Below are 12,699 nucleotides of genomic sequence, written 5' to 3'. Positions count from 1 at the left end.
GATTCCGGGGACGTTTTTTTGCTGCAGCTCGGTTTCAGAGGAGATATTCAAAGGCCTTATAGTCCGTCCAGCCCGTATCCTCGTAGAACATGCGCAGGGTGTCCACATGGCGGAAGCCCACGGCGGTATAGGCCCGCTCGGCGGGGAGGTTGCCCCCCAGCACGTCCAGGCGGACGGTTTTCAGTCCCCGGGCCCGGGCCATCCGGAGGACGCGGCGGGCCATCTCCCTGGCCAGCCCCCGGCCGGAGCAGGCCCGGCGCACCCCCAGGGCGTGGATCACCAGCAACTCGTCGTCCGCCGCCTCCACCCCCCAGGCCACGGAGCGGTAGCCCTCGTTGTAAGCGTGGTTGACCACCATGCAGGCCGCCGGCGCACCGTCCAGATACCCCAGGTACAGCTCCCCCCGCCGGATGGAGTCCTTGAGGAAGTCCTGGGTGGGGTACACGTCCTTCTCCCAGCCGGGGCGGTAGGGCGCGTCCGCCATCTCGTCGGTGAGGGCGTAGTAAAAGTCCCGGACGGCGGGGTAGTCCCCCTCCGTCGCCGGGCGGATGTCAAGCCTGTCCACCCTTCGCGCCTCCTTACGCCATCTCCCCGGCCAGGGAGCGCTCCATGTAGTCCCGGACGATCTCGGTGTCGTCGGTCTGGCCCAGGGCCCACATGAGCTTGGTCACCGCCGCCTCGGTGGTCATGTCCCGGCCCTGGATCACCCCCTGCTCCAGGGCCTTCTGGCCCACCTCGTAGACGGAGAAGTCGCTGGGCTCGTAGAGGCACTGGGAGCACACCACCACGGTGATGCCCGCCCGGGCGGCGGCCTGGAGCTTGGCGATCAGATCCCGCCGGACGAAGTGGAGCCCGCCGGCGCCGAAGGCCTCGATAACGATGCCCCGGTAGTGCATCTGGAGCAGCATGTCGAAGATCTCCGGATCCAGGCCGGGGGTGAGCTTGATGAGGAACACCTTGTCGCACAGCCTGTCCCGCAGGGCGCACTCCCCGGTCTGCCGGGGGATGGCCTCCGGGTGGAGCTGGAGGCCCTTTCCGTCCACGCTGGCGGCCAGGGGCCAGTTGACGCTCTCAAAGGCGTCGAAGTCGGTGGTGCGGATCTTTACCGCCCGGCAGCCCAGCATCACCTTCCGGTCGAAGGCCAGGAACACCCCCGCCGCGCCGGAGGCCGCCATGGCCAGGGCGGTACGCAGGTTCTCCATGCCGTCGCTTAAGGGGTGGGCCATGGGCAGCTGGGCCCCGGTGAGCACCACCGGGATGGCGATGCCCCGCAGCATGAAGGAGAGGACGGAGGCGGTGTAGGCCATGGTGTCGGTACCGTGGGTAATCACGATGCCGTCATATTCCGTCCGGTTATCAAACACGTGGCGGGCGATGGTCTGCCACTCCTCCGGCTGGATGTTGGAGGAGTCCAGGTGGAGGATGTCCCGGACGGTGACGTCGTAGTGCTCCAGGATGCCCTGGGGCAGCATCCGGGCCAGCTCCTCCCCGTCCAGGCCGGGGGCCAGGCCCTCCGCCGTGGGCAGGGAGGCGATGGTGCCCCCGGTGGTGAGGAGCAGAATCCGGGCCCGCACTTAAAATTCCTCCGCCAGCGCGTCCGCCCGGCGCTCCGCGTCGGCCAGAATGGCGGCCTTGTCGTTGCGTACGTCGTCCAGGCCCTCGGCGTCCAGGCAGGCAAACTGCGGGATGCCGTACATGACGCACAGGGCCTTCAGCAGGGGGGTGCCCATCTCCAGCTCGGTGCCGGCGTAGTTGCCCCCCCGGGTGGTGATGAGCAGCAGCTTGGAGGCCCTGCACAGCCCCACCATGGCCCCCTGTTCGTCGTAGCCGAAGGTGATGTCGGTGACGGAGATGCGCTCCAGATAGATCTTCAGAATGGCGGGGAAGCAGAGATCCCAGAAGGGGGCGGCGATGACAATCCTGTCCGCCGCGGCGAACTGCCGGGCCGGGTCGAACATGGGCTGATCCAGCCTGCCCGCGTTCCACAGGGCGTCCCGCTCCTCCAGCACCTCGGGGTACTGGGGCTGTAATCGCTCGGCGCAGAGATTACGCTCGGTGATCACCGTGTCCGGGTGCCTGGCCTGATAGGCGTCCAGAAAACGGCGGGCCAGCCTGAGGGTGCGGGAGCGCTCCCCCCGCACACAGGCGTTGATAAACAGCAGGTTTTCCATATCGTTCACACTCCTGAACAGAAGTTTTCCACACTGCCCCTATCCTATCACAAGCCGATGCGGGATGCAAGAGCGGGCACAAGCTCCACCATCCCCACAGCCGCCAGCAGCAGCGCCGCTCCCAGGGCGGCCAGTGCCGCCCGCCTCCACCGGCGTACCGCCGCCGGGCTGCGGGCCAGAAGCCGCCCCGCCCGGCGGCAGCGCAGCAGCCACACCACATCCCGTCCCTCCGCGGCGGCAGGCGTGAGGAGGGCCAGCACATAGGCCGACAGCAGCAGGCCGTAGCCCGGCAGGGTCAGAACCCGGTGCAGCTCCTGTCTGGGGAAGAGGAGCACCCTCAGGAGCTGTGGCAGCACTGTCAGGGCCAGCCAGCCGCCCCCAGCTCGTTGAGCCACGCCTCCCCAGCCTTGTAGTCCAATACCCGGAAGGGGAACTGCTCCATCCGGATCCCGTCCATCCTATCCCCCTCCCTCACAGGTATGCGGGCCGGAGCCACATGACAGCCAGCAGCCCCGCACCCAGGAGCACCAGCGCCCATACGGCCCACCACCGCAACCAGACCCCCGCCATGGAGCGGGGGAGCAGCTCACCGGCCCGGCGAACCCGGAGCCAGTAAATCCCATCCCCAGCCAGGCACCCGCCCCACAGGGCCAGCTCCCCCAGCCACAGAGCCAGCGCCGGCCAGTCCGTGGGCCCGCCCATGTCCAGGAGCTGCCGCAGATTGAGCAGGAACATCAGCGTCAAAGCCGCCTCCAGGGCCAGCCAGCGGATTCCCCGGCGGAGGAAGCTGCGGCACTCCAGCGCCTGGTCGGTCTCCAGGGGGATCGGGCGCGCCCCCGCCCGGGAGGCGTACAGCTCCATCTTCCGGCTGCGGGCCGCCAGTTCCCACTCCGCGTCCCGGCAAAGGACAAGAAAGTCCTCTCTCCGCCCCTGCTCCGGAGTGACGGCGTAGGATACCGGCTCCCCGGTCTGCCAGAACCGGGCTGTGTACAGCCCGGCGGAGCCCAGCCGCCAGCCCTGTTCCCCCAGCCGGTTGAGCCACGCCTCCGCCGCCTTGCTGTCGATGGCGGTAAAGGGGAACAGCTTCCATAAAGTCCGTTTCATGCTACCACCTTTCTCTCCGGCGGGCGGATGGACTCCGCCCGCTATGCCTCCGGCTGCCAGTCCGGGGACTCCGCCAGCCAGGCGCGGATGGCCCCCAGGGTCTCGGCGCTGGTCAAGTCGGTCTCCTCGGCCTCGATGCGCGCCACCTGGTCTCCATCCCGTAGAATTAGGCCGCTGTATTCCCCGATGGAATAGATCCAGGCCTCGTCAAAGCCCAGCTCCGCCTCCCGGGGGATGACCGCGCCGTCGTGTGGGTGAACCTCCCGGTGAACCCGATCCGCATTCCCCTCGGAGGCCCGGAAGTCCCCGCAGATCCAGTCCGCCAGCCAGCCGGCCCGGCAGTCCGCCCGCTCCACCCACAGATCGCCCTCCGCCTGGCTGAACCGGCGGTACTCAAAATAGTCCCCCAGCACCGAGTGCTGCTCCTGGGTGTAGGCCGCATGGTCAATGTGGTTGGTCTCCCCCTCCCCCACGGCCAGCAGGACGCACAGGGCGGTGGCGGCGATCAGTGCCCCGCAGACCAGGGGATAGGCCCCCCGGAACCGGGCGGCCCACCGCCGGGGCACGGGGAAGGGCTCCCCCTCCGCCGCCCGGCGGCACCGCTTCCGGTAGAAGACCACCCGCAGGCCCAGGAACAGGTCGATCCCCAGCCACAGGAGCAGGAGGAGTTGGGCCGCCATAGCCAGGTTAGACAGAAACAGCTCCCACAGCCGGGGCTGATCTCTGAGATACCGCCCGATCGCACAAATTGCCCAAGAAACGGCGATATACAATAGGTTCCACGCCTGGTCAGCCAGGGCCTTCTTCCACACGTCCTCCCACTCCACACCCGCGTCGGTCTGGATGGGAGCCGGGTCTGTCCCCTCCCTGGCCCGGAAGTAGAACAGGCCGCCGTCCTCGCTGATCAGCTCCCACCCGGCCTCGTCACACAGGGCCAGGTAGTCCGCCCGGGCATCCTCGTCCTTCCGCCGCACGCTCTTCCACCGGGCGGGCTCCACCCAGCAGGGGCGGGGGTGCTCCGCGCGGCGGAAGGTGGCGGTGAACAGGCCCACCTCCTCCAGCTCCCAGCCCTGCTCCGCCCGCTGATCCAGCTCCGCCTGGGCCGCCTTGGCGTCCTCGATGGTGTAGCGGAACCAGCGGGTGCATTTGGTTTTCTCTCTCATGGCCGAAGCCTCCTTACATCTGCATCTCAACCGGCGCGCCCTACGGCCATTCCTCCAGCAGGGCCCGGAGGGCCGCCCAGGTCTGGTGATCCGGCGGCGGCACGCGCTGGTCAGTCTCCGCCACCGCCACCCCCTCGCCGCAGCGGAGGATCAGGCAGGTGCGGCCCTCCCCCCGGCCGTGCCACGCCCAGGCGCCCTCTACGGGCACCTCCGCGCCGGTGAGGGGGCCGTGGGTGCCGTCCAGATGGCCGGGGGAGCCCCGGGTCTCGTCCAGCCGCACCAGCTCCGCCAGCAGGCGGGCCGTCCCCTCCCCCCGGCAGCGGTAGCGGTCCAGCTTCACGGAGCCATACTCCGTGTGATCCGCCCCCACCAGGGGCTGGCTGTAGTGCTCCCCCTCCACCAGAACGGAGGCGCGCACCTGCCGGTACGCCATGTCCCCGGGGGCATCCACCCCCAGCGCCCGGGCCGCCGGCGGGGCGTCCACCCACGCCACGATTTCCGCCAGCCCCTCGGTGAAAGCGAGTCCAAAGCAGAGGACATACCACAGGGGCAGTACCGCCAGCCACAGGGCGGCCCGCCGCCGCACCGCCCGGCCGCTCCGGGGCCTGGGTGGCCGCAGCTTCCTCCACACCGCCGCCCCGGCCGGGATCAGGCCGCACAGGGCCAGGGCCAGCAGGCACGCCAGCAGGCGGTTGGACTCCAGAATGGCGTGCCAGGGCCGCCCGCCGGGCCGGAAGCTCCACGCGATGGCCGCCAGCAGCGGGGCCAGCAGTACGGCCAGGAACACCCGCCCCCGCCGCTTCCGCCGGGCCTCCTCCCGCCGCTCCACCTCCGGGTCGGTGATGAGGGGCACGGGGGTGTGCCCCGGCCGGGAGACAAAGATGTCCATGCTCCGTACGTTGGCCGTCCACTGCCAGCCCCCGTCCCAGCACAGCTGCTCGTACTCCGCCCGGCCCCGGCCGTAGAAGGAGCCGGGCTGCGTACACACGCAGTAGGTGCACGGCTCCCCGGACTGCACAAACACCGCCAGAACGCCCAGGCGCACCTTCTCCAGCCGCCAGCCCTGTCTGCCCAGTTCGTTGAGCCATGCCTCCGCCGCCTCCCGGTCGGCGGAGCCGTAGGGAAAGCCTTTCCACAGCGTTTTCATGCGCCGCCCTCCAGTTGAGTCAGAATGTTGTCCAGATCCTGTTCCTCCAGGAGCCCCGGGGTGGTCTCCAGCCGCACAATCACATTCCCCTGCCGGAGCAGCCAGAGATCCGCCGTATTTCCGTTGGCGTAGCGCAGCGCCTCCGGTGCCGTCCACACCTGGTCATAGCCGGGCAGAGGGGCCTGGTTCTCCGGCCCCAGCTCCTCCAGATACTCCGTCGCCACCCGGTCGGCCAGGAAATCGCTGCGGATGTTCCAGCACCGGCCCTCCAGCCAGGCGGAGCCGTCCTCCGCGCCCTCCTCCCACCGGCTGCAGGACACCAGCAGGGAGGCCTCGTCCGGGTGACGGACGCACCAGTTGTCCTCCCCCTCCAGCAGCCGGGCCTCCGCCAGGGGCCGATCCGGGTAGAGGGGTGCGGTGAGCCCGTCGGGGGTCAGCCGGGGGACGAGCAGCACCATGGCGGCCAGCACCACCGCTCCCCCGGCTGCCCACTGCTGCCGCCGCCGGAGCTCCGCGTCCATGCCGGGATAAATCCGCAGGCAGAGAAAGCCGCCGACGGCCAGGCCCACGGCCCAGCCCAGGTTCACCTTGCCGTCCAGGATGTCCAGGCACAGGGCCGCCAGCAGGAGGGCGAGGCACAGCCAGACCAGCAGGGTGCCCAGCTTTGCCGCGCCGGCACTCACCCGGCCCGGCACCGGGAAGGGCTCCCCCTCCCGGGCGCACCGCGTCCACTGGCGCAGCCGAAGAGCCATGCGCCCCAGCCACAGCACGCCGATCACCAGGAGCAGCGGCAGCATGAGCTGGAGCACGGCGGACAGGCTGGAGGCCGCCATGCTCCCCACCACATCCGCCCAGGAGATGCGTCCGCCGTATACCGCCAGCACCAGCGCAAAAATCAGCAGCAGGAGGGCCGTCAGGATACCCCCGCCGAGCAGCATCCGCCGCAGCACCTTCTTCCGGAACCGCTGGTACTCCAGAGCGCTGTCGGTCTGGATGGGGGTGGTGCCCGCCGGGGCCTCGTAGATCACCTGATAACCCACCAGGGCCCGCCGCGTCCACCCGGCCTCCGCCAGCAGGGAGGCATAGCCAGGCTGGTCGGTTTTCAGCGGATCCAGCCAGTCCATGCAGTAGCACACCGGCTCCTCCGCCGGCACAAAGGAGGCCAGCGTACCCAGCCAGAGCCTCTCCAGCCGCCAGCCCGCCGCCGCCCGGCGGTTCAGCTCCGCCTCCGCCGCCTTCATGTCCATCACCGGGTATGTAAACAGGGAAAATCGACGCTTCATCGTCCTTCCTCCTCCATTTGGGCCAGCATATCCGCCAGCCAGTCCTCGTCCAGCGGCTCCAGATCGTTTTTCACCCGCAGCACCAGGGTGTCCCGGCGGAGAAGCCACAGCTCCCCCTTCCTGGTCTCCCGGCGCCACACGCCGGGGTATCCCTCCACCGGCTCCATGCCGCCCCGCTGGAGGGATGCCGCCCACTCCGCCATCCAGGGCCACCGGGCCCGCCAGGCGGTGCCCCGCACCGGGGCATCCATCCGAACCCCCAAAACCGTCTCATGAATTCCGAATCCCGTTTCCCCGTCGGGCTCCAGCTCGTCCCAGTCGGTGCAGGAGAGCAGGGAGGTGGCGGCGTGGCTGCGCTCCTCCCACATCGTCCACACCTCCGTCACCCCGGGCAGGAGGTGGAGATCGGACAGGGGCGGCTCCAGCAGGGTGGCCTCCGCCTGCCGGAAAAAGACCATTCCGCCCGCCCCGCCGCACAGGGCCGTGGCCAGGCACAGCGATGCCATGCGCCGCACAAACTTGGTCTGGTGCTGCTCCCACAGGGAGCGCGCAAACAGGATGCCCGCGCACAGCAGGAACACCCCGGCAAACGGCAGGGTGGGCACACAATTGGTGGTCATATCCCACACCGCGGCGGCGCAGACCAGAACCACCGACAGCCACCCGGCCAGGGTGAGCAGGGCCGCCGCCAGGCCGCTCCACCGGCCGGGCACGGGGGTGGGGCCGTCCTCCCGGGCTGCCTGCCGCCACTGGTGCAGCCGCAGGGCCATCCGCCCCAGCCAGGCCAGGCCCCCCAGCCCCCACAGGGGCAGGAGGAGCAGGAGCGCCAGCATCATATGGAGGGTGGAGGCCCACATCAGGGCGGACATGGCCCCGAACTCACCGGACTGGGCGATGATGTTGAGCAGCTGGATGCCCACCACCAGCAGAGTCAGCGGGATCCCCTTGACCATCCGCCGCATCACCTTGTCCCGGAACCGCTGGTACTCCAGCTCCCCGTCGGTCTGAATGGGGGCCGTGCCCGCCGGGGCCTCGTACAGGTTCCAGTAGGGCAGCTCCATCCGGTGCTCCCACCCGGCCTGGGCGAGCAGCTCCTTGTAGTCCATCCGCTCCGTATCCTTGACGTTGTCGCACCAGTCCAGGCAGTAGCGCACCGGCACGTGGGCGGGTACAAACACCGCCAGGAGGCCCATCCAGATCTTCTCCAGCCGCCACCCCTTGGCCGCCCGGCGGTTCAGCTCCGCCTCCGCCGCCTTCATGTCCATTACCGGGTAAGTAAACAGGGAAAATCGACGCTTCATGACTTTTCCTCCTTCATAATCCGCTCCCAGTCCGCCGCCTGCTGCCGGATACGCTGGTATTCCGCCTCCAGGGCCTGTTCCCCCGCCTCCGTCATCTGGTAGTACTTCCGGTTTTCCTCCGTCCGGGTAAAGCGGATCAGCCCGTCCTTTTCAAACCGCTCCAGCAGGGCATACAGGGTGCCTGCCCCCACGCTGACCCGGCCGCCTGTCATCTCGGTGATGGCCTGCATGATCCCGTAGCCGTGCCGCTCCCTCCGCAGGGAGAGGAGCACGTAGAACATCTGCTCCGTCAGGGTCTCCAGCTTCTTTCGGGCCACGGCAGTCACCTCCCATACTATATCGATTATCGTCATAACCATACTATATCAATATTCGATATAAGTCAAGAGCAAAAAAAGGGAGCCGTCTCCGGCTCCCCCTCTTAAGCAGTTCCTATCATCTGAAACCAGCGGCTTTTCACTGCCGCCGCCCTGAACCCCTCCCTGCGGTAGAGGGAGAAGGCCCGCCCATTGTCCGTGGCCACCAGCAGGCGGCAGCGCCCACAGCCCAGCCCCGCCAGCTCCGCCAGGACGGCGCGGAGCAGCGCCCGGCCCAGTCCTTTTCCCTGGAAATCCGGGTGGATGGCAATGCCCGCAATCTCCGGCATCTCCCCGGCCAGCGCCAGCTCGTACACCCCCACCGGCACGCCGTCCGCCGCGGCAAAGCCGCAGCGCCATTCCTCGCCCAGGGCCTCCTCCAGCTCCCGCAGGCCGTAGGTGGCCGAGTTGGGCATGTCGAAAAAGCAGGCGTTGTGGAGGGTCAGCCAGGCCCCGCCCCGGGCCCGGGTCAGGGGCTCCAAAGTCAGGCCCTCCGCCGGCGGGAGCTGATCCAGGGGCCGTTCCATCCACAGCATGTCCCGCACATGGGACAGCCGGAAGCCCTCCCAGCGCCCCTCGTCCAGGGGGCAGGCGGGGTCGGCGGAGGCGGCGTAGAGCTCCGCGGCACCGGCCGCCAGCAGCTCCGCCCGCCCGCGGGCCAGGGTCTCCCCCAGCTCCTGGGGCGGACAGCGTCGCAGCAGCAGATATCCCTTCCCTTTTGCGGCGATCTCCCGGGTCACCAGCTCATACACCGGCTCCACGGCCCCTCCCCCTCTGCGCAGTTTTTCCCATTCTACCATACGGGCCAGGTTATGGCAAGTCCGGCGGCGGACGCAAAAGCGGCCCCCGGACACCTGCCGGGGGCCGCCAATACTGCGGATCAGTCCGTATCCTGGAGGGCGTCGTACCCCTCCTCGCCGGTGCGCACCTTCACCACGTTTTCCACGTCGTAGATGAAGATCTTGCCGTCGCCGATGCTGCCGGTATACAGGCTTCTGCGGGCGGCCGCCACCACCTCGGCCACCGGCACCTTGGACACCACGATGTCCACCTTCAGCTTGGGCAGCAGGCGGGCCTCCACCGGCGCGCCGCGGTAGTAGGTTCTGTGGCCCTTCTGGGCGCCGTAGCCGAACACATTGGTCACCGTCAGGCCGGTGATGCCCAGCCTCTCCAGCGCCTCCTGGAGCTGGCTGAATCTGGCCTGGCTTGCCACAATGGTGACCTTCGTCAGCTTGGGGCCGGTGCACACCCGGTGTTCCACGGGCACCGCCGCGTCGGCACTGACGGCCTCCGCCGGGGCAGGGGCCGCGGCCGGAGCCGGGGCGGGCATCCCGGGCTCCCCATCCAGCTCCGCCGTGGGGGCGGCCGGCGCAAAGTCGGGATAGGCCGCATTGCCGTGCTCGCCGATGTCCAGACCCTGGAGCTCCTCCTCCCGGGACACCCGGATGCCCATGGTCTTCTTCAGGATCAGCCACACCAAGGCAGAGGAGGCGAAGGTGAAGGCGCCGACAGCTGCAATGCCCAGCAGCTCCACACCCAGCAGGCCCGCGCCGCCGCCGAACAGCAGCCCGCTGCGGCCGGACAGGGTGGTGACCCCCTCCTGGGCGAAGAGGCCCACGCAGAGGGTGCCGAACACGCCGCAGCACAGGTGGACGGAGGTGGCCCCCACCGGGTCGTCAATATGGATGCGGTCAAAGAATACCACGGCGAACACCACGATCACGCCGGAGAGGGCGCCGATGATCAGGGAGCTGACAATGCTGACGTAGGCACAGCCGCCGGTGATGGCCACCAGGCCCGCCAGGCAGCCGTTGATGGTCATGCCCAGATCCGGCTTGCCCAGGAACACCCAGGAGGTGGCGGTGGAGGTGAGCACCGCCGCAATGGCGGAGGTGTTGGTGGTCACCAGGATGTGCATGACGTCGGAGGGGTTCTGGAAGCTCATGGTGGAGCCCGGGTTGAAGCCGAACCAGCCCAGCCACAGCACAAACAGGCCGATCACCGCCAGGGACATGTTGTGGCCGGGGATGGCCCGGGGCTTGCCGTCCTTGTCATACTTGCCGATGCGCGGGCCCAGAATCATGGCGCCCGCCAGGGCGGCCCAGCCGCCCACGGAGTGCACCGCCGAGTCGCCGGCGAAGTCCAGGAAGCCCAGGTCGGCCAGCCAGCCGCCGCCCCAGATCCAGTGGCCCGCGATGGGGTAGATCACCAGGGTGAGCACAAAGGAAAAGACAATGAAGGAGAGGTATTTGATGCGCTCGGCCACCGCGCCGGAGACGATGGTGGCGGCGGTGCCGCAGAACACCAGCTGGAAGAAGAACTTGCCCCAGAAGGGCACGTTGGAGGTCAGGGTGTCGTCGTAGAAGGACAGGTCGGAGCTGCCCAGGATGAACAGGTGCTGCGTCCCCACGAAGGGGTTGTCGCCGCCGAACATGAGCCCCCAGCCCAGCAGCATGAAGCCCAGGGACGAGACGGCAAAGACGATGAAGTTTTTGGACAGGATGTTGACGGTGTTTTCGCTCTGGCCAGGCCCGCCTCCACCGAGGCGAATCCCAGGTTCATGAAAAATACCAGGATGGCGGCCAGCAGAACCCAAAAGGTGTCGATAATCACGGTGATATCCACTATACTTTCCTCCCTCGCAGCCGCCGCGGGGCGGCCGTCAAATAACGAGGGGGCGTCCCCCCTCGGGTTCGCCCCCTTGCGAACGAGAGAAGGGCGCCGCGGATATATCCGCAGCGCCCTTGCCTCTTGGACACAGAATAGCCTATTTTGCAGGTGTTGTCAACCGCTCGGGCCGTTTTTCATGACCTGTGCCAAATCAGGCCCGGTTTTTCTCCCATTTTTGCAGGATTTTATATGATATCCTGCATGTTCAGATTGACCGGCACCGACCTGTGGATCCATAGGCCGCCCGGCTCCACCAGACACTCCATGGCCAGCACCCGGACGCCGGACGCCGCCGCCCGCCGCAGGGCGTCCCCGAAGGCCGGGTGGGTGGCATCGTTGGGAGAAAAGTCCCTCATGCCGGACATCTGGATCACAAAGCACACCGCCGCCTCATAGCCTTCTGCCTGGCAGGCAATCAGCTCCTCCAGGTGCTTCACCCCCCGCTCCGTGGGGGCGTCGGGGAAGCGGGCGTGGCCGTTTTCCTCCAGGGTAACCCCCTTTACTTCCACAAACCCCCGCCGTTGTGTGGACAACTCCCAGTAAAAATCGAAGCGGGACTTGCCCCAGGTGGTCTCTGGCCGCAGCAGGGTGAGCCCCGGCACGAACTGGCCCGCCTCCGCCCACTTCCGGAACACCTGGTTGGGGGCCTGGGCGTCCATATTGATCAGCAGGCCGCCCTTGTCCACCGCGATCAGGTCAAACCGGGTCTTCCGGGCGGGGTTGCCGCTCTCCTGGAGATAGACGGTGGCGCCGGGCACCAGCAGCTCCCGGCATCGGCCGGTATTCTTCACGTGGCACACCACCGTCTCGCCGTCCAGTTCCACATGGGCCACGAACCGGTTGGGCCGGGCCAGAAAGCGGCCCGCCCGGATATTGGAATAGCGCATACCGCCGCTCCTTTCTGTTGCGTATAAGCAAAAAACGGACTTCCGAAGAAGTCCGTTTTTTGTGTTGGCGTTACCTATTTTCCCGGCCCGTCTCCAGGCAAGTATCTTCGGCGCAGGTGAGCTTAACTTCCGTGTTCGGGATGGGAACGGGTGGACCCTCACCGCAATCAACACCAACTTACTTTTCTTTGAAAAGAAAAGTAAGCAAAAGAAACTTTCATGAAACTTTCTTCTCCTTACCGTTCTTTTCAACGATAAGTCGTCATTCACTTGTCAGGGGTTTCCTTGTGGGATGCGCAGCGCATCCCACAAGGAATGGTGCGCCTTCAGGGACTCGAACCCGGGACCCACTGATTAAGAGTCAGTTGCTCTACCAACTGAGCTAAAGGCGCATGGGAAATGGTGACCCGTGCGGGAATCGAACCCACGTTTGCGGCGTGAGAGGCCGCCGTCTTAACCGCTTGACCAACGGGCCACATATGCGCGTCGCAGGGTGCCAGCACCCTCAAAACCGAACAATGTAAACTCTGCTGTACCTTTGCAAGCGCCTGCATGCATCCATGTTAAGGTCAAGCCCTCGGCGGATTAGTATCGGTCAGCTTCACACGTTACCGTGC

Annotated in this window: 12 protein-coding genes, 2 tRNA genes, 1 rRNA gene and 1 pseudogene; all 16 read right to left on the bottom strand. The window is 67.4% G+C overall.

Going from position 1 to position 12,699, the window contains the following annotated elements; all coding sequences use genetic code 11:
* Window positions 1-34 precede the first annotated feature (34 nt).
* On the bottom strand, window positions 35-565 hold the full coding sequence (locus tag B5E42_RS02790) for a GNAT family N-acetyltransferase (protein WP_087236658.1): 531 nt from the start codon (window positions 563-565) through the stop codon (window positions 35-37).
* A 13-nt stretch (window positions 566-578) separates the two neighbouring features.
* Window positions 579-1,574, bottom strand: coding sequence for an asparaginase (locus B5E42_RS02785; protein WP_087236657.1), 996 nt, complete (start codon window positions 1,572-1,574; stop codon window positions 579-581).
* Window positions 1,575-2,171: an NAD(P)H-dependent oxidoreductase gene (locus B5E42_RS02780; RefSeq protein ID WP_087236656.1), complete on the bottom strand. Its 597-nt coding sequence runs from the start codon at window positions 2,169-2,171 to the stop codon at window positions 1,575-1,577.
* Between the two features lie 47 nt (window positions 2,172-2,218).
* Window positions 2,219-2,566, bottom strand: a complete 348-nt coding sequence (locus tag B5E42_RS02775) for a hypothetical protein (protein ID WP_141242429.1) — start codon at window positions 2,564-2,566, stop codon at window positions 2,219-2,221.
* A 76-nt stretch (window positions 2,567-2,642) separates the two neighbouring features.
* Window positions 2,643-3,275, bottom strand: a complete 633-nt coding sequence (locus tag B5E42_RS02770) for a DUF2812 domain-containing protein (RefSeq protein WP_087236654.1) — start codon at window positions 3,273-3,275, stop codon at window positions 2,643-2,645.
* Window positions 3,276-3,316: 41 nt separating this feature from the next.
* Window positions 3,317-4,438, bottom strand: a complete 1,122-nt coding sequence (locus B5E42_RS02765) for a DUF2812 domain-containing protein (protein WP_087236653.1) — start codon at window positions 4,436-4,438, stop codon at window positions 3,317-3,319.
* Window positions 4,439-4,478: 40 nt separating this feature from the next.
* Window positions 4,479-5,585, bottom strand: a complete 1,107-nt coding sequence (locus B5E42_RS02760; RefSeq protein ID WP_087236652.1) for a DUF2812 domain-containing protein — start codon at window positions 5,583-5,585, stop codon at window positions 4,479-4,481.
* Window positions 5,582-6,868 (bottom strand): DUF2812 domain-containing protein, encoded by a 1,287-nt coding sequence (locus tag B5E42_RS19460; RefSeq protein ID WP_087236651.1) that lies wholly within the window; start codon window positions 6,866-6,868, stop codon window positions 5,582-5,584. The genes B5E42_RS02760 and B5E42_RS19460 overlap by 4 nt, the downstream gene beginning before the upstream one ends.
* On the bottom strand, window positions 6,865-8,169 hold the full coding sequence (locus B5E42_RS19455; protein ID WP_242966998.1) for a DUF2812 domain-containing protein: 1,305 nt from the start codon (window positions 8,167-8,169) through the stop codon (window positions 6,865-6,867). The genes B5E42_RS19460 and B5E42_RS19455 overlap by 4 nt, the downstream gene beginning before the upstream one ends.
* On the bottom strand, window positions 8,166-8,486 hold the full coding sequence (locus B5E42_RS02745) for a helix-turn-helix transcriptional regulator (protein ID WP_087236650.1): 321 nt from the start codon (window positions 8,484-8,486) through the stop codon (window positions 8,166-8,168). Before B5E42_RS02745 ends, B5E42_RS19455 begins: the two co-directional genes overlap by 4 nt.
* 104 nt (window positions 8,487-8,590) lie before the next feature.
* On the bottom strand, window positions 8,591-9,286 hold the full coding sequence (locus tag B5E42_RS02740) for a GNAT family N-acetyltransferase (RefSeq protein WP_162613896.1): 696 nt from the start codon (window positions 9,284-9,286) through the stop codon (window positions 8,591-8,593).
* Window positions 9,287-9,405: 119 nt separating this feature from the next.
* Window positions 9,406-11,150, bottom strand: a pseudogene (locus B5E42_RS02735) (ammonium transporter).
* Window positions 11,151-11,380: 230 nt separating this feature from the next.
* Window positions 11,381-12,082 (bottom strand): DNA/RNA nuclease SfsA, encoded by a 702-nt coding sequence (sfsA, locus tag B5E42_RS02730; protein WP_087236648.1) that lies wholly within the window; start codon window positions 12,080-12,082, stop codon window positions 11,381-11,383.
* A gap of 62 nt (window positions 12,083-12,144) precedes the next feature.
* Window positions 12,145-12,260 (bottom strand): 5S ribosomal RNA (gene rrf / locus B5E42_RS02725).
* A gap of 138 nt (window positions 12,261-12,398) precedes the next feature.
* A tRNA-Lys gene (locus B5E42_RS02720) sits at window positions 12,399-12,474 on the bottom strand.
* A gap of 8 nt (window positions 12,475-12,482) precedes the next feature.
* Window positions 12,483-12,557, bottom strand: a tRNA-Glu gene (locus tag B5E42_RS02715).
* Window positions 12,558-12,699 lie beyond the last annotated feature (142 nt).

Source organism: Flavonifractor sp. An10 (genome assembly GCF_002161215.1).
GTDB lineage: Bacteria > Bacillota > Clostridia > Oscillospirales > Oscillospiraceae > Flavonifractor > Flavonifractor avistercoris.
Note: the sequence above shows the minus strand (reverse complement) of the source record. Positions and strands in the feature narration are given on the sequence as shown.

Coding starts and splice junctions, on each gene's coding strand:
- B5E42_RS02780 (WP_087236656.1), bottom strand. CDS start 2,171: ATGGAAAACCTGCTGTTTATCAACGCCTGTGTGCGGGGGGAGCGCTCC.
- B5E42_RS02770 (WP_087236654.1), bottom strand. CDS start 3,275: ATGAAACGGACTTTATGGAAGCTGTTCCCCTTTACCGCCATCGACAGC.
- B5E42_RS02765 (WP_087236653.1), bottom strand. CDS start 4,438: ATGAGAGAGAAAACCAAATGCACCCGCTGGTTCCGCTACACCATCGAG.
- B5E42_RS02760 (WP_087236652.1), bottom strand. CDS start 5,585: ATGAAAACGCTGTGGAAAGGCTTTCCCTACGGCTCCGCCGACCGGGAG.
- B5E42_RS19460 (WP_087236651.1), bottom strand. CDS start 6,868: ATGAAGCGTCGATTTTCCCTGTTTACATACCCGGTGATGGACATGAAG.
- B5E42_RS19455 (WP_242966998.1), bottom strand. CDS start 8,169: ATGAAGCGTCGATTTTCCCTGTTTACTTACCCGGTAATGGACATGAAG.
- sfsA (WP_087236648.1), bottom strand. CDS start 12,082: ATGCGCTATTCCAATATCCGGGCGGGCCGCTTTCTGGCCCGGCCCAAC.